Origin of the sequence: Phenylobacterium aquaticum, from assembly GCF_022695515.1 — a bacterium.
In the GTDB taxonomy this organism is placed as follows: Bacteria; Pseudomonadota; Alphaproteobacteria; order Caulobacterales; family Caulobacteraceae; genus Phenylobacterium; species Phenylobacterium aquaticum.
The window spans coordinates 15,203-31,302 of the sequence record NZ_JALDPT010000029.1; the positions used below are offsets into that span (position 1 = coordinate 15,203).

Below are 16,100 nucleotides of genomic sequence, written 5' to 3' on the forward strand. Positions count from 1 at the left end.
TCCAAGGCCTCGCGGCGAACCGGGTCAAGTCAGAGGCGGCGTCCTCGCGGGTCGGTCCGCCGCCTGCCTGCGGGGCGACCGCCTAGGGGCGCGAGACTTCGTAGACAAAGGCCCAGTCGCCGCGCGGCTCGGGCTCATGGGGCCGGCGGTGGCTGGGAAAGCCGTGGGCGACGACGCGCGCGCCGGCCAATTCCGGGCGGGCGGCAAGCGCCGTGCGGATCTGCTCGGCCTCGCGCGGTCCGACATCGTGGACGCTCCAGGCCAGGACGGGACAGCCGCCCCGGGCGCGCCGGCCGAACAGGGCGGCAAGCCCGGGGTCATGGGCGAGCTCGTCGGGCAGATAGGCCTTCAGCCGTCCGCCGCCGCGATAATAGCGGCCGAAGAAATCCCGCTCGGCGAGCTGGCGGAAAAATGCGGTCGAGGGCCCGAAGCGGAAGGGCAGGATGACGGGGATCTCCTCGCCCCGGCAGGCGGCCAGGCCGGAGACGAAAGCCGCCGATCCGCGCCAGTCCTCCATCCGCGAGACGTCACGGCGTTCGAGGACCGGCAGGCGCAGGGCGACGCAGACCGCCAGGGCGAGGGCGAGGCCGGCCTCCCATTTCGGGCCGCGTCCACCCAGCGCCGCGTCATAGAGCCAGGCCGCGGCCGGCCAGGTCATGGGAAAGCCGGTCAGCAGGTTCAGATCGGAGAAGGACGGGGCGTAGGCCAGGGTGACCACGACGCCCAACACGCCGGCGCCGCCCGCCGCGATCAGACCGGTGGCGGCCATCCAGTCCCCGACCCTGCGGTCGGTCCCATCAGGCGCCTGGGGCGCCCGGCCGCGCCAGCCGGCGAGCGCCGCCAGGAGGATGACCAAGGCGGCCTGGATCTCGCCGCTGAACCCCGCCCGCCAGGCGCCGTTGAGCTGGGCGCGAAAGAACGGCCAGTCCTTGCCGAACCACAGGGCGTCGAAGTTTTGCAGGGTGTGGGCGCGCAGGGCGTGGATATAGATGAGCGCCACGGCCAGGATCGCGAGCCCCGCTCCGGCGACAGCGGCCTGTAGGCGTCGATCGCGGGTGGTGAGGATCAGGACCGCGAACACCATGCCGGTCTGCAGCAGCATGTAGAAATGGCCCATCGATCCGATCAGGCCGGCGCAGGCGAGGCCTGCGACCGCGCGGGCCGGAAATGGTCCTGCGTCGGCCTCCCGGCGGCGGATGGCGCAGGCCGCGACGGCCAGGACCGCGCTGGCCAGCATGCAGAAGGCGTAGTTCCGGGCGTTCTGGGACTGGGTGAACCACCACAGGGAACTGGCGGCGACGAGGGCGCCGAACAGACGGGCGCGCAGGGAATAGACCCCCCGGGTCCCGCCCACGAAGACGACCACGGCGGCGACCGCACAGAGGGCGCTGAAGCCGCGCACCGCGACCTCCGACGACCCGAACAGGCCGATCCAGCTGTTGAGCGCCAGGTAATAGGCTGGCGGGTGGGTGTCGGTCAGCGCGCGGGCCAGGACCTCGCCCCAGCCGCCGGGGTGATCGACCACGAACAGGGTGAAGAGCTCGTCGATCCAGTAGCTGGAGGTCGCCAGGCCGTGGAAGGCCCAGGCCAGGTGAACGGCCAGCAGGCCGCCCAGCACCAGGGCGGTCAGACGGGTCGGCCAGGTCATCGGGTCTCCTTGGGGCGCAGGTCCCCAAAGTGAAGCTTCTGGTCGGGTGGAAAATGGGGCGCCCCGGTGTCGGTGGCTGTAACGGAGCCGGCGGCCGGATTTCTCGGGCGCGCGGGGCCCGGTCGCGCTAAGGTCGGCGGTGAAGGATCCTGACCATGGCCGCTGACGACGACGCCCCGCCCGCCAACGAGACGCCGATCCAGCGGGCCCTGCGCCTGAAGAAGGCGGCCATCGAGGCCAAGCCCAAGCCGCCGCGCGGGGGCCGCTTCCAGCGCGAGCGCGCCGCCGCCGCCCAGGCCTCGTCGAAATCCAAGCCCTGGATGTCGCGCTAGGCCGTCAGGCGACGAAGGACCCTACACCGAGCGCGGCGACCGCCCCCAGGGTCAGCACCGTCCTCAAGCGCGGATACCATGCGGGATGCACGAAGCCGCGGGTGTCCCAGACCCACTGCGCGACGAAGGCCGCCGCCATCAGGGCGCATTGCACCCCGCGGTCGGCGTGCGGCGCGATCAACAGGGCGAAGCCGGCCAAAGTCGGCGCCATGCTCAGGCTGATCACGGCGATCCGCACCTGGGGCCGCACGACCTCCATGCCCCAGCGCGCCCCGCCCAGGAACGACAGGATGAGCGCGCCATAGACCAGCAGGGTCATGAGCGCGTAGTCGGCCATCATCCCGCGGCTGAGCGCCGCGACCCCCGCGGCGGCCGCGAACGGGATCAGTCCGGCTAGGCCATAGATCCAGGCGATGCGGGGGGCGGGGGAGGGCATGGCGAATTCTCCAGAGGCGTCGCGGACCTTATGCGCCGGGGCGATGGCGGCGAACAGCCGGGTCTGGCCGCTCGCGGTCGAGGCCTTGACTTGGGCCGCGCGCTCTGGGCGCCTAGGGTGTTTTTGAATGGGGCGCCTCGGCAAGGCCTTGCCAGATCGTGCCCTTCAGCCGCTCGGCGCCGCGGGTCTGTCGCGCCTCGGCGACGAACGCCGTCCGTGTCGCGTCCCAGTCCAGCCCGAAGACGTCCTTGAAGGCGGCCCCGAAGTCCGCGCCGCCGCGCATCTCGGTGATCACCCGCGCCAGGCGGGGTTGAACATCGACAAAGCCGGCCCCGCCGCAGCGTGTCCGTAGAAACTCGACGAACCAGGCGCCGATGAATTCCAGCCGTCGATTGGCGGCGGGATCGGCCAGGTCGCCGGGGCTCAGGTCGTCCAAGACCGCGGCGGCGTCCGCCGCCGTATAACCGGCGATCGCCCGGGCCAGGCTGCGGTCATAGGGTTGGGGCGGATAGCCCAGGCTGCGACGGTACATGAAGCCGTCGGTCAGACCCCGTCCTTCGGCGATGAAACCGGGAACGCCGGAGGGGCGGACCTCGCGTCGGTCCTGGATGTGGGTGAGCTCGTGGGCCAGGGTCCCGGCGGACAGCACCGGATCGGACCTGAGATAGGCCAGTCCGACCTTGAACCGGTCCTTCATCGCCACGCCCAACACCCCCGGGGTCTCGGCCACGGTCACCTGCAGCGGCGCAGACAGGGGCGCGGCATCGGGCCAGGCCTGGGTCCGGGCCACCCAGTCATAGGCCGCCTGGACCCGGCCAGCGATGGCCTCGGCCTCCCCGGTCCCCAGCTCCGCCCGCCCGACGATGCGGATCCGGCCGTCCGGCGTCTCATAGATCTGCCGCATCCGGCCCTCGGCCCTGGCCACGGGCTGGCAGCCTAGAGTGGACGCCAGGGCCAGGACCGTCAGGGCGGCTGCAACCGGTTTCGAGCATCGCATCGTCCTCGGTCCCCCCGGCCGCGAGCCCACTATGCCTGGGCCCACGCCCCGTGAAAGCCCGGAACCGGGCTCGGGCCAAGGCTCCGCCCCCGCGGAACGTCGGCAGACTCTGGACTGGAGATTAGGTCGTGGCGGAGAGGGTGGGATTCGAACCCACGGTACCGGTAAAGGTACGCCGCATTTCGAGTGCGGTGCTTTCGACCACTCAGCCACCTCTCCGGAGCCGTCTGGAGGCCCCCAAGGGGGGCCCGCCGAGCGAGGGGCGGAACCTACTCATCCGACCCTTCCGAAGCAAGAGGCTGTTTAGCCCCGGGCTGCGGCTTCCGATTCAGTCGTCGGCGGGCAGGACGGCGACGCCGTCTTCGTCGGCATAGAGACGGTCGCCGGGCACGAAGACCACGCCGCCGAAGGCGACGGGGGTGTCGACCACGCCCTCGCCGCGCTTGACGCTGCGCATGGGGTGGGAGCCCAGGGCCTTGACGCCCAGCTCCAGGGTGCCGAGCACGGCGGTGTCGCGCACCGCGCCGTTCACCACCACGCCGGACCAGCCGTTCTTCACCGCGTCGGCGCCCAGCATGTCGCCGACCAGGGCCCGGTGCAGGGAGCCGCCGCCGTCGATCACCAGCACGCAGCCCTCGCCCGGCGTGGCGAGCGTGGCCTTCACGAGCGAATTGTCCTCGTGGCAACGCACGGTGCGGATCGGGCCGGAAAAGGCGGTGCGGCCGCCATAGTCCTTGAACTGCAGTTCGCAGACCTCGATCTCGTCCTCGTGGGCGTCGCACAGGTCGGCGACGCTGACGCCCATCTCGTTGGGAAGGGTCATGCGGTGAGGGCCTCGCCTTTGTAGGAATCGCGCAGTTCGCGCTTGAGCACCTTGCCGATGTGGCTGCGCGGCAGGCTGTCGATCAGCACCAGGTCGGCCAGGCGCTGGGTCTTGCCGACCTTGCCGTTCACAAAGGCGCGGATCTCGGCCGGGTCGGCGCTGGCGCCGGTCTTCAACGCCACGAAGGCGACCGGGGTCTCGCCCCAGGCCTTGGAGGCGACGCCGACCACGGCGGCTTCCAGCACCGCCGGGTGCTGGACGATCTCGGCCTCGAGGTCGGAGGGATAGATGTTGAAGCCGCCGGAGATGATCATGTCCTTCTTGCGGTCCATGAGCGTCAGGAAGCCGTCCTCGTCGAAGCGGCCGACATCGCCGGTGCGGATGTAGCGCAGGCCTTCCGGGCTGTACCACTCGGCCTCCGAGGTCTTGCCCGGCTGGTTGTGGTAGCCGACCATCATGGCGCCCGATCGCCCCACGACCTCGCCGATCTCGCCTTGGGCCACTTCCTTGCCGTCCTCGTCGATCAGGCGGATGTCGTGGCCGGGCAGGGGCTGGCCCACCGTGTGCAGCTTGTCGGGGAACTCGTGGGCGCGCAGGCCGCAGGAGCCGCCGCCCTCGGTCATGCCGTAATATTCGATCAGGCCGCCCGGCCAGCGCTTCAGCACGTCGGCCTTGATCTCGGCCGGGAAGGGCGCGCTGGTCGAGAACTTCATGACGAAGCTCGACAGGTCGTAGCTGTCGAAATCGGGCCGCTCCATCAGCCGGCGGTACTGTACGGGCACCAGCATGGCGTGGGTCACCCGGTGCTTTTCGGACAGCTTCAGGAACTGCTCGGCGTCGAACTTGGGCATCAGCACCGCCGTGCCGCCGTTCGACAGGGTCGGCAGGAAGGAGACGAGGGTGGTGTTGGAATAGAGCGGGGTCGAGATCATCGAGACCGCCGTGTCGGGATAGACCCCGCGGCGGATCTGGCCCCAGCGCATGGCGTGCGGCTGGACGATGCCCTTGGGCGTGCCGGTGGTGCCGGACGAATAGATGATGTTGAAGCCCTGGTCGGGGGTGACGGTTACCGGGGCGGGCTTGGCGCCGGCCGGGGCCAGCCAGGCCTCGAAGGCGATCCCGGCGTCGGAGCCGTCCAGCGCCACGCGCTTGGCGGTGATATCGCCCGCCACGCCGGCGAGCGCATCCGACACGCCCTTGTCCAGGAAGAAGACCTTGGCCCCGCAGTCCTTCAGCATGACCACCAGGCTCTCGGGCGTGGAGGAGGGGGCGAGGGGGGCGACGACGCCGCCGGCGCGCAGGATGCCGAAGAAGGTCGCGCCGTATTCCACGCTGGAGGTGGCGCAGATGGCGGCCACATCGGCATTGCCGACCCCGTCGCGCTGCAGGGCGACGGCGATGCGGTCCATCAGGCCGTCGAGTTCGCCATAGGTGATGGTGCGCTTGGCGTCGACCAGGGCGGGCTTGTCGGCGCGCTCCGCGGCCTGGGCGGCGATGACGTCGGCCAGGGTTCCGAATTCCTGGGTCAGGATGTCTTCGACGGACATGGGGCCTCCTACCTACCGATCGTTCGAATTGTTGGGTCCTCTTAGGCCGGAAAGCGCGGCCCCCGCAATCGCCCGCTTGCCGCCAAGGCCTGACGTGGAGGAAAGTAGCCGGGACCGCTCTTTCCTATCGGCGGCGACAGCTATTTTCAAAAGACGCCTGGCGTCGCGGCCCCCCCGCCGACCAGGCCATTGGGACGGAACATATTATGGCCGACGACACCCCCGAAATGATCTCCCTGGGCGCCAAGCTCAAGCAGTGGGCGGAGCTGAAGCCCGACGCCCCGGCGGTCTCCTGCAAGGACGAGACGCTCACCTATGGCCAGTTCCACCGCCTGACCAACCGCGCGGCCCGCGGCCTGGCGGCGCTGGGGGTCAAGCACGGGGACCTGGTGACGCTCGGCCTGCCCAACTCCATCGACTTCGCCGTCGCCTGCTGGGGCCTGTGGAAGCTCGGCGCGACGCCGCAGCCGGTCTCCTTCCGCCTGCCCCAGGCGGAGCTGGAGGCGATCATGGAGCTGGCCGCGACCCCGATCGTCATCGCCGACTTCAAGATGGTGATCGATCGGCCCTTGGTGACCCTGGCCGACATCCTGGCGAAGTCCGACGACGACAGCGACCTGCCCGACGCTACCGCCCCGGTGTCCAAGGCGCCGACCAGCGGCGGCTCCACCGGCCGGCCGAAGCTGATCCTGTCCGGCCAGCCGGGGGTGACGGCGGCGGTGACGCCGGAGGTCGGCGGCTGGCGGATGCGCACCGGTTCGATCGCTCTGCTGCCCGCCCCGCTCTATCACAACGCCGGCTTCGGCATGATGATGGCCGCCTTCGGCCAGGGCGCCCACATGGTGATCCTGCCGCGCTTCGACCCCGAGGGGACCCTGGCGGCGATCCAGGCGCACAAGGCGACCTGGATCTATCTGGTGCCCACCATGATGACCCGCATCTGGCGGCTGCCGGAGGAGACTCGGGGCGCCTATGACCTGTCGTCTCTGGAGACCCTCTGGCACCTGGCCGCGCCCTGCCCGGCCTGGCTGAAGGAGGCGTTCATCCACTGGGTGGGGCCTGAGACAGTGATGGAGCTCTATGCCGGCACCGAGGCCCAGGCCGTGACCACCATCACCGGGACGGAATGGCTGGAGCATCGCGGCTCGGTCGGCCGTGTGACCGTGGGCGAGATGATCGCCGTCGGCGAGGACGGGTCTGTGCTGCCGCCCGGCGAGGTGGGCGAGATCTATATGCGCCGTCCGGCCGGCGCGCCGCCGTCCTACAAATATCTGGGGGCCACGGCCAAGACGCTGGAGGGCGGCTGGGAGAGCCTGGGCGACATCGGCTGGTTCGACGCCGACGGCTATCTGTACCTCGCCGACCGGCGCACCGACATGATCCTGGTCGGCGGATCCAACGTCTATCCGGCCGAGATCGAGGCGGCCCTGGAGGAGCACGGCGCGGTGCAGTCCTGCGCGGTGATCGGCATCCCCGACGACGACCTGGGCAACCTGATCCACGCCATCGTCCAGACCAAGGGCGAATGCGACGAGGCTGCCCTGCGCGAGCACCTGTCGGGCCGGCTGGTCACCTACAAGCAGCCCCGGACCTACGAGTTCGTCGACGAGCCCCTGCGCGACGACGCCGGCAAGGTGCGCCGCTCGGCGCTCAGGGAGGCGAGGCTGAAGCCGGTCGCTTAAGCCGCCGCGTCGCCGAACTGCAGGGCGGCCAGGCGGGCGTAGAGCCCGCCGCGGTGCGTCAGCTCCTGGTGCGTGCCCTGCTCGACCACGCGGCCGGCGTCCATCACCACGATGCGGTCGGCCTTGAGCACGGTCGCCAGGCGGTGGGCGATGACGAGGGTGGTGTGGCCGTCCATGGCGCCGTCGAGGGCGCGCTGGACAAGCTGCTCGTTCTCGGCGTCCAGCGCGCTGGTCGCTTCGTCGAGCAGCAGGATCGGCGCCTCGCGGACCAGGGCCCGAGCGATGGCCAGGCGTTGGCGCTGGCCGCCAGACAGGCTGCGGGCGCGCTCGCCCAGCGGGGTGTCGTAGCCTTGGGGCAGGGCCTGGATGAAGCCGTCAGCCTGGGCGGCCCGGGCGGCGGCGTGGATCTCGGCCTCGCTGGCGCCCTCGCGGCCGAAGCGGATGTTCTCGGTCGGCGAACCCGAGAACAACGGGCTCTCCTGGGCGACCAGCGCCATGCGGCGGCGGACTTCGGCCGGGTCGGCGTCGCGCAGGTCGACGCCGTCGACGCGGACCACGCCCGTTTGCGGATCATAGAAGCGCAGCAGCAGGCGGAAGACGGTGCTCTTGCCGGCGCCGGACGGGCCGACCAGGGCCACCCGCTCGCCGGGGGCCACGCGCAAGGTGAAGCCGGAGAGCGCCGGCAGGTCCGGGCGGCCGGGGTAGGCGAAGGTGACATTGTCGAAGGCGACCTCGCCCGCGCCCGCCACCGGCAGGTGCTTGGGGACCACGGGGGCCGAAATGCCAGGCTGGGCGTCGAGCAGGTCGGAGATCCGCTCCATCGCGCCGGCGGCTTTCTGGACATCGCCCCAGGTCTCGCCGAGCGCGCCCACCGAACTGGCGGCGAGCACGGAGAGCAGGGCGAACTGGAAGAGCGCCCCCCAGCTCATGTCGCCACGCAGGCCGGCATGGACGCCCAGCCAGAAGATCGCCACCACGCCGCCGAAGACCAGTGCGATGACCGCGGCGGTCATGATCGCGCGGGCGGTCATGCGGCGCAGAGAGGTGCGGAACGAGGCCTCGACCGCGTCGCCGAAGCGGGCGGCGCCGGAGGCTTCGCGCCCGAAGGCCTGGACGATCTCCAGGGCGTCGAGGGTTTCGCCGGCATGGCCGACGGCCTTGGCGAACTGGTCCTGGGTGGAGGCGGTCAGCTTGCGGACCTGGCGGCCGAACAGGAAGAGCGGCGCCAGGACGACAGGGAAGATCAAGAGGACCAGGCCGGTCAGGTGGGGGCTCACCACCATCAGCATGATCAGGGCGCCGATCAGGGTCAGGAAATTTCGCAGCGCCATGGAGACCGAGGTGGAGAGCAGGCTCTCGACGATCTGGATGTCGGTGGTCAGGCGCGACAGCACCTCGCCGGTCTTGGTGGCCAGGAAGAAGGCCGGGTCGAGGGTGAGGATATGGGCGTAGGTGGCCTTGCGCAGGTCGGCGACGATCCGCTCGCCCAGCTTGGTGACGAAGAAATAGCGAAGGGCCGAGGACAGGGCGAGGGCGACGGCGACGGCGCCCAACAGGATGAACCAGGCGTCGACGGATTGCGGGTTGGCCTTGGCCGAGGTCAGGTGGTCGACGAGCAGGCGGACGGCGGCGGACAGGCCCAGGGTGGCGGCCGTCGCGGTCAGCAGGAACACGCTGGCGAAGCCCGCATCGGCCTTGTGCGCCCCGATGAACGGCAGGAGCCGGCCGAGCGCTTTGACATTGCGGCTGCGCGGTCTGCGCTGCGCGGCCTCGGAGATCTCCTGCACCAGAGCGGCCCCTGCCGTCGGCCGGCCGTCCACCTGAGGCTCGGCCCCCAAATCACTCATGAAAATCGCGCCCTTGCTCTTGCCCCGCCTTTTCCTGTATAGGCGCGGCTCGTTCGCGCCCGCCCACTCGGCGGGCCGTCCTCTTTGATGCCGCTCCTTTAGGTCGGATGCCTCCGAAATGAAACAAGACACCCATCCCGACTATCACTTCATCACCGTGGTGATGACGGACGGCACGAGCTATCAGACGCGCTCCACCTACGGGAAGCCGGGCGCGACGCTGAACCTCGATATCGATCCGAAGACCCACCCGGCGTGGACCGGCGGCAACCAGCAACTGCTGGACCGTGGCGGTCGCGTGTCGCGCTTCAACGCCAAGTTCGGCGCGTTCACCCGCAAGTAAGTCGCGGCGGCCCCGGCCGCTTCGATCCAGATCAAAAAAAGCGCCGCGTGACTCACGCGGCGCTTTTTCTGTTGCCCGGTCACCCCCGCCGGACGGACCGCCCGGCGGGGGCTTGGATCACCAGGACTTGGTCACCGCCACGCCATAGGTGCGCGGCTCGTTGTAGAAGGCGTTGCGATAGAGCCCGGAGGAATCGTCGGTGAGGTAGGTGTCGGTGATCACCTGCTCGTCCGTGGCGTTCTTGACGAAGCCCTCCAGGGTCCAGCCCTTGGCCCGGTTGGCGAAGGTCAGGGTCAGGTTGACGTTCTGCCAGCCGCGGATCCTGTCCGCCTCGCTGTTATAGATCCGCGCGAAGGTCTCCGACTGCCGGTAGTAGTCGGCGCGCGCCACGGCGTCCCAGCCATTGCCGAAGTCGCGCGTGTACTGGGCGCCCACCGAGGTGGTCCAATGCGGGGCGTTGGGCAGCTCCTTGCCCTTCAGGTTCACCGCCACCCCGTCGCTCGCCGTGCCGAAGCTTCCCGAGCAGAGGCCGAGGATCGCGAAGGGGTTGTTGGTGGCGTTGGCGTAGGCCACCGCCGCCGCCGCCGCGGTGGTCGAGACCACGCAGTTGGAAGCCGCGGAGGACTTCACCACCACCAGGCTGGTGTCGCCCTGGGTGCGGTCGAAGGTGTCGACCGAGGAGCCGCTGGTGATCTCGGTGTCGAGATAGCCGATCGAGGTGTTGAACCTCAGGGCGTGGGTCGGCGACCAGATCGATTCCAGTTCCACCCCCTTGATTCTGGCGTCGATGTTCTCGTTGGTCGAGGCGCGGTTGACGATCTTCGACACCTGGTAGCCGGTGTAGTCGTAATAGAAGACCGAGCCGTTGAGGATCAGCGAGCCGCCGAGCAGGGCGTTCTTGGTTCCGATCTCGAAGGAGTTCACGAACTCCGGGTCGAAGGTCGGCTTGCCGCAGATCACCCCACCGGTGTTGGTGCAGGGGCTGTTGACGCCGCCGGCCTTATAGCCCCGCGAATAGAAGGCGTAGACCATGGTGGAGTCGGTGAAGCCCAGGTCCGGCTTCCAGTCGAATCCGAACCGGCCGGTCGTCTCCTTGAACTCCACATGCTGGTTGGTGATGCTTGAGACCCCCGATCCCGTGGTGCCCAGGGTGACGGTGTGGCTCTCAATGTGCTTGTCGTCGTCGGTGTAGCGCAGGCCCAGCGTCCATTTGAAATTGTCAGCCATCCGCCAATAGAGCTCGCCGAACAGGGCGTTCGATTGCAGGTGATAGGGGGAGTAGGCGTCGTAGTAATTGTGGCCGGAACGGTTGGGATCCTGGCTGGTGTCGATGGCCACACAGGACGAGCCGCTGGTGCAGTTGGCGTTGCCGGTCTTCAGATAGTTGTTCAGCTGGTAATAGGCCGTGCCCGTGTTGAACATCACGTAGTAGTCGCCGGTCGATTTGAAATCCAAGGCGATGGCGCCGACATTGAAGTTCCACGGGCCGTCGAAATTCGACTGCAGCCGCACCTCCTGGCTCCATTGCTTGGAGCTGCCGGCCGAGATGTCGCTGGTGGTGAAGCGGTTATAGGCGCCGTTCTGGGCGTCGCTGACCACGCCTGACGGGAACAGGGCCGCGTAGATGGCGTTGTAGACCGCCGAGCCGCCGACCGCCGCGGCGAAGGCGTTGACCGCGTTCGGCGTGGTGTTGAACGTCGTCGAGGGCGTGTAGCGGTTGTAGTCCTGGCGCGTGTAGATGTCGTTGCGCGAGGTCGAGGTCAGGGAGGTCAGCTTCAGGGCGTCGGTGACGTCCCACTCCAGGTTCAGCTCCCAGATGTCGGTGTGGGCGCGATAGATGGGGTCGAAGGTCGACTCGATGTTGCGGACGTTCTGATCCTGCATCTTGCCCGCATAGGCGTCGCCGGTCTGCAGACCGGTCAGGGTCCCGAACAGGCCGCCGAGCGTGGCCTGGGAATTGACCGTGCCGAGCGCGTCGGAGGAATAGAGCGAGGTCGCCTTGCAGCCCTGGCTGAAGAAGCCCTTCTCGATCGTGGCGATCGCGGACACGCCGGAGAAGCTGGCCCCGCCCACGCTGGAGGGCCCGGTGTCCTTGGTGCAGTACTGCTTGCCGATCCGCGAGCGATTGTCGTCCTCGGCGAAGCGGTCATACATCAGCGAGGCCTTGAACCGGTCGGTCGGGGTCCAGGCCAGGGTCGCGCGCACGCCATAGAGGTCGCGGTTGTCGGCGTCGTTGCCGGTGACGATGTTCTTGCCATAGCCGTCCCGGCGAAGGGTCGACCCGGCCACCCGCAGGGCGAGCTGATCGCCGATCGGCACATTGATCATGCCGCGGAACTTCTCCTCGCCATAATTGCCCAATTCCATGCGGGCGTTGGCCTCGAAGTGATCGACCGGCTTGTTGGTGATCATATTGACCACCCCGCCGGTGGCGTTGCGGCCATAGAGCGTGCCTTGCGGGCCGCGCAGGACCTCCACCCGCTCGACGTCATAGAACTCGGTCTCGAACAGGTTGTTGGCGGTGAGCGGGGCGTTGTTCAGGTGGATGCCGGTGCCGGCGTCCCCTGAGCCGGCCACCAGCTTGGAGCCGACGCCGCGGATCTGGAAATTGTACCCGGTGAAATTGCCCTTCGAGAAATTGACGTTGGGAATGGCCAGAACCAGGTTCGGGCCGCCGTCGATCTTCTGTTTCTGAAGCGCGTCCTGGCTGAAGGCCGAGACGGCGATCGGCACGTCCTGGATCGACTCTTCCTTCTTCTGGGCGGTGACCACCAGTTCCTCGATCACATTGGCGGTGTCCGAGCCTGCGGCCGCGTGGGCCGGGGTCTGGAAGGCCAGGAGCGCGAGGGTCGAGGCGCCCAGGGTCAAGGACAGGCGCGCGCGCGCCCGTATGGCGAGTGTCATGATCTTCTCCCTAATCGGCGGCGCGGCGGCCGCCGGCGTTGTTCTTGGTGCGCCGCGCCGATCCGCACGGCGCCGCAGGGCGACACCCGTGGCCCGGACCGGGCGGTGATCCGCCCTGTTTCAGGTGTCGGATCGGCTGGAATTGCACGCAGAACAGATGGGCGTCGTCACCTGGAAATCCCAAGTACAATGCCCGGAAGATTGGATTCAGTGCGGGTTGCTTCTATATAGTGATCGCGTAAGCACAGTTTATTTCAATGAATTCAAGCCGAAATCATGTAGAAAAGTCTGCATTTACAGAGTGTATATTCTGAAAGAATTCGGTCACATTGGGTCTTGCGTCGCGATTTGGCGAAATCGGCTCGCCCAGATGTGCGTGCGATATCGGCGCATCCTCCCAAGGGATGACTGCCCCATGTGGGTGTGAGCGGCGCGCGGGTCGCGCCGCTCGTCTTGTCGCGGGGAGCTCGGCGCAAGAAAAAGCCCGGCCGTGAGACGGCCGGGCTTGCAGCTCTGAAGGATCGATCGGGCGGTGTCAGCCGCCGAAGGCGGAGCGCAGTCGGTCCATGTGGTCGGCGACCGGATTGGCCGGTTCGGCCTCGTCGGCCTCCACATACATGCGGCGGTCCAGGTGGCGGACCCGCTCATAGAGACGCTCGGAGCGGTCGAGCAGGGTCAGGAGGCCGGCGGGCAGTTCCTCGGCGGCCTTGGTGGCGCCCGGCCGGCAGACGTCCTCCGCGCCCAGGCGATAGCGGTCGTCGCAGGCGCCTTCGGGCGGCATGTCGCCTTCGCGAACGGCGCGCTGGACCAGCAGCCAGGAGGCCACCTGCATCAGCCGGGTGGTGAGGCGCATGCTCTCGGCGGCGTAGGCCAGGGCGGCGTTGCGCGACAAGAGCTTGGATTCCTGGCGGCCGGAACCGTCCAGATAGCCGGCGGTCTCCTCGACCAGATCCATGCCTTCCTGGAAGGTGCGGTCAAACAGCTCGGAACCCGCAAAGTCGCGGATCACATCCGCGCGGCGGGCGGTGGTCGGCGTTGCGCCATCACTCATAAGTTCGTCCCCGACAAAGTCGTAAGCGCCCTAGATCGTCCTTGGACGGGATATCGTCCGCGGACAGGCGCCGGTGTTCGATCCCCGGCGCTGCAACCCCCGTGCCAAGGCGCGGGGCCGTCTCCCTTAGCCGTCTCAGCTGGCCGACGAGCTGGGACCGAACAGCGCATCCGCCGCCGCCCGTCCCGCCTTCTTGCGGCCGATCTGGGCCTCGCAGCGGGCGATCTCCTCGCGCAGCAGGGCGATGCGTTCCTCAAGCTCCGCCACCGCGTAGAGCTCCAGGTCCTCCTTCACGGCCTCGGCCAGGCGCTGGCCGCGTCCGACGCGAATGCTCGCAGGTTCTTCCATATGAAGAGCCTCCTCTTGCCGGCCCGTTTCAAGAGTCTATCTGAACGCGGACGCGTCAGCGACGCAAGACCAGGGAGGTCACACCCGTGAGCCAATCGACGACCATGACCGCGATCGCGGTGGAGGGCGGCCGCGGGCCGGCCGAGGCCCTGAAGGCCGCGCAGATCGCCCGCCCGGTTCCCGGACCGGGCCAGATCCTGATCAAGGTGGAGGCCGCGGGCGTGAATCGTCCTGACCTGATCCAGCGCATGGGCGCCTATCCGCCGCCGCCCGGCGCGCCGGACACCCTGGGCCTGGAAGTCGCCGGCGAGGTGGTCGAGGGCGCCGGCCGCTGGAAGCCTGGCGACCGGGTCTGCGCCCTGCTGGGCGGAGGCGGTTACGCCGAATACGCCGTCGTCGACGCCCGCCACGCCCTGCCGATCCCGGCGGGCTTCACCGCGGTCGAGGCCGCGGCCCTGCCGGAGACGGTGTTCACGGTGTTCGCCAATGTGTTCGAGCATGGCGGGCTGAAGGCCGGGGAGACCCTGATGGTGCACGGCGCGACCTCGGGCATCGGCGCCACCGCGATTCCCATGGCCAAGGCCGCCGGCGCCCGGGTGATCGGCACCAGCCGCGGCGCGGCCAAGACCGCCGAGGCCCTGAAACTGGGGGCCGACGTCGCCGTCGACGTCACCGCCCAGGACTTCGCCGAGATCGCCAAAACCGAAGGCGGCTGCGACGTCATCCTCGACATGGTCGGCGGCGACTATTTCTCCAAGGATCTCGACGCCATCAAGACCGGCGGCCGCATCGTGTTCATCGCCGCCCAGGGCGGCGGCGAGGTCCCCTTGCAGATCTTCCGCCTGATGCAGAAGCGGGCCGTCGTCACCGGTTCGACCCTGCGCCCCCGTGACGCCGACGAGAAGGCCCGCCTGGCCGCCGCCGTCGAGGCCACGGTCTGGCCCTGGATCGCGGCGGGCAAGCTCAAGCCGGTGATCGACCGCACCTATCCGCTCGCCCAGGCGGGCGAGGCCCACGCCGCCCTGGAGCGGGGTGAGGTGGTCGGCAAGGTGGTGCTGACGCTCTAGTTCTGCTGCGCCGCCTCGAAGGCCGCGCGGCGGGCGTCCATCATCTTCTGACGCTCGGCGCGCATCTCGGGGTCCCAGCTCTGGCGGGGGCCGACAAACATGCCCCCGTCCACCAGCATGTGGACGCCCGTGACGAAGGCGCTTTCGTCGGAGGCGAAGAACAGGGCCGCGTTGGCGATGTCGGCGGGCAGGCCGGGCTTGGCGATCGGCTGAGCGTCCGGCGCCTGCTGGGCCATGTTCTGCTTGATCATCTCCGCCAGGCCGGTCGGCACGGTCTCGGACGGGGTGAAGATGTTGGTCAGGATCAGGCCCGGGCAGATGGCGTTGACCCTCACCCCGTCGCGGGCCAGCTCGGCGGCGGCGACCTTGGTCAGGTGGATCACGCCGGCCTTGGCCACCGAATAGGCGATCGGACCCATGCCGGCCTGCAGGCCGGCGATGGAGGCGGTGTTGACGATCGCGCCGCCGCCGCGCGCCTTCATGTGCGGTAGGGCGTAGCGCATGCCCAGCGCCACCGAGCGCAGCAGCAGGTCCTGGCTGCGGTCCCAGGCCTCGCCGGTCATCTCTTCCAGCCTCTGGGGCGAGCCGCCGGCCCCGGCGTTGTTGAACAGGATGTCGAGCCCGCCGAAGCGTTGCGCCGCGCCGGTCATCAGCGCCTCGATCTGGTCTTCCTGCATCACGTCGCAGTGGCGGTAGGCGACCGTGCCCGGGAAGCGCGCCTCCAGACCCGCGCCTGCAGCGTCGTCGATATCCCCGACCATGACCCGAGCGCCCTCGGCCTCGAACCGTTCAACGGTCGCCAGTCCGATCCCCGCGCAGCCGCCCGTGATGACCGCAATCTTGCCCTTCAGACGCTCCACGGCGTTCTCCCCAACCGGTTTTCCCAAGCTTAGACCCGGTTCAAACTCGGCTAAAGGCACACTTTTGATTGCAAGTCGGAATTATTTTTCGCTCCTAGGTCGAAAATCGGCCGAATTATTACGCCTGGGTAACCCCATGGCTTGACGTTGGGCCACGCCCGAAACAGTCTTTCCGTAAACGCGGTATTCGCGCTGGCCAAAGAGCCAATAAGGGG

At 68.7% G+C, this 16,100-nt stretch carries 14 protein-coding genes and 1 tRNA gene; 4 read left to right on the forward strand and 11 right to left on the reverse strand.

Annotation, left to right across the window (positions count from 1 at the left end):
- Positions 1 to 82 precede the first annotated feature (82 nt).
- Positions 83 to 1,648 carry a glycosyltransferase family 39 protein gene (locus MQH10_RS18940; protein WP_242565559.1) on the reverse strand — a complete coding sequence of 522 codons (1,566 nt, stop codon included), beginning with the start codon at positions 1,646 to 1,648 and terminating at the stop codon, positions 83 to 85.
- A 155-nt stretch (positions 1,649 to 1,803) separates the two neighbouring features.
- On the opposite strand from MQH10_RS18940, the gene MQH10_RS18945 reads away from it, so the two are divergent.
- A complete protein-coding gene (locus MQH10_RS18945) occupies positions 1,804 to 1,980 on the forward strand; it encodes a hypothetical protein (protein WP_242565560.1) in 177 nt (58 codons plus the stop codon).
- Between the two features lie 4 nt (positions 1,981 to 1,984).
- Here MQH10_RS18945 and MQH10_RS18950 read toward each other — a convergent pair whose 3' ends face one another.
- The 5 genes from MQH10_RS18950 to MQH10_RS18970 form a co-directional block, all read right to left on the reverse strand.
- Positions 1,985 to 2,416: a DUF3429 domain-containing protein gene (locus MQH10_RS18950; RefSeq protein ID WP_242565561.1), complete on the reverse strand. Its 432-nt coding sequence runs from the start codon at positions 2,414 to 2,416 to the stop codon at positions 1,985 to 1,987.
- A gap of 112 nt (positions 2,417 to 2,528) precedes the next feature.
- The gene (locus tag MQH10_RS18955) at positions 2,529 to 3,320 is read right to left on the reverse strand and encodes a hypothetical protein (RefSeq protein WP_242565562.1); all 792 of its coding nucleotides are present in this window, start codon (positions 3,318 to 3,320) and stop codon (positions 2,529 to 2,531) included.
- A 222-nt stretch (positions 3,321 to 3,542) separates the two neighbouring features.
- Positions 3,543 to 3,632: transfer RNA gene (locus MQH10_RS18960), tRNA-Ser, on the reverse strand.
- A 109-nt stretch (positions 3,633 to 3,741) separates the two neighbouring features.
- On the reverse strand, positions 3,742 to 4,236 hold the full coding sequence (gene rraA / locus MQH10_RS18965) for a ribonuclease E activity regulator RraA (protein WP_242565563.1): 495 nt from the start codon (positions 4,234 to 4,236) through the stop codon (positions 3,742 to 3,744).
- Entirely contained in the window at positions 4,233 to 5,783 is a 1,551-nt protein-coding gene (locus tag MQH10_RS18970; RefSeq protein WP_242565564.1) for a class I adenylate-forming enzyme family protein, read from the reverse strand. The genes rraA and MQH10_RS18970 overlap by 4 nt, the downstream gene beginning before the upstream one ends.
- A gap of 206 nt (positions 5,784 to 5,989) precedes the next feature.
- On the opposite strand from MQH10_RS18970, the gene MQH10_RS18975 reads away from it, so the two are divergent.
- A complete protein-coding gene (locus tag MQH10_RS18975) occupies positions 5,990 to 7,465 on the forward strand; it encodes an AMP-binding protein (protein ID WP_242565565.1) in 1,476 nt (491 codons plus the stop codon).
- Here MQH10_RS18975 and MQH10_RS18980 read toward each other — a convergent pair.
- Positions 7,462 to 9,312, reverse strand: coding sequence for an ABC transporter transmembrane domain-containing protein (locus tag MQH10_RS18980; protein ID WP_242565566.1), 1,851 nt, complete (start codon positions 9,310 to 9,312; stop codon positions 7,462 to 7,464). The two genes, MQH10_RS18975 and MQH10_RS18980, sit on opposite strands and share 4 nt — an antisense overlap.
- A gap of 118 nt (positions 9,313 to 9,430) precedes the next feature.
- Here MQH10_RS18980 and rpmE point away from each other — a divergent pair, with 118 nt between their 5' ends.
- Positions 9,431 to 9,655, forward strand: coding sequence for a 50S ribosomal protein L31 (gene rpmE / locus MQH10_RS18985; RefSeq protein WP_242565567.1), 225 nt, complete (start codon positions 9,431 to 9,433; stop codon positions 9,653 to 9,655).
- Positions 9,656 to 9,772: 117 nt separating this feature from the next.
- On the opposite strand, the gene MQH10_RS18990 is transcribed toward rpmE, so the two are convergent.
- The 3 genes from MQH10_RS18990 to MQH10_RS19000 form a co-directional block, all read right to left on the reverse strand.
- Positions 9,773 to 12,559, reverse strand: a complete 2,787-nt coding sequence (locus MQH10_RS18990; protein ID WP_242565568.1) for a TonB-dependent receptor — start codon at positions 12,557 to 12,559, stop codon at positions 9,773 to 9,775.
- Positions 12,560 to 13,094: 535 nt separating this feature from the next.
- Complete coding sequence (gene rcdA, locus MQH10_RS18995) at positions 13,095 to 13,610, reverse strand: protease adaptor protein RcdA (protein WP_242565569.1); 516 nt, start codon at positions 13,608 to 13,610, stop codon at positions 13,095 to 13,097.
- 135 nt (positions 13,611 to 13,745) lie between these two features.
- Positions 13,746 to 13,958, reverse strand: a complete 213-nt coding sequence (locus MQH10_RS19000) for a DUF1192 domain-containing protein (RefSeq protein WP_242565570.1) — start codon at positions 13,956 to 13,958, stop codon at positions 13,746 to 13,748.
- Positions 13,959 to 14,062: 104 nt separating this feature from the next.
- Here MQH10_RS19000 and MQH10_RS19005 point away from each other — a divergent pair, with 104 nt between their 5' ends.
- Positions 14,063 to 15,025 carry an NAD(P)H-quinone oxidoreductase gene (locus MQH10_RS19005; protein WP_242565602.1) on the forward strand — a complete coding sequence of 321 codons (963 nt, stop codon included), beginning with the start codon at positions 14,063 to 14,065 and terminating at the stop codon, positions 15,023 to 15,025.
- On the opposite strand, the gene MQH10_RS19010 is transcribed toward MQH10_RS19005, so the two are convergent.
- Complete coding sequence (locus MQH10_RS19010; protein ID WP_242565571.1) at positions 15,022 to 15,885, reverse strand: SDR family NAD(P)-dependent oxidoreductase; 864 nt, start codon at positions 15,883 to 15,885, stop codon at positions 15,022 to 15,024. The genes MQH10_RS19005 and MQH10_RS19010 overlap by 4 nt on opposite strands.
- Between the last annotated feature and the right edge of the window lie 215 nt (positions 15,886 to 16,100).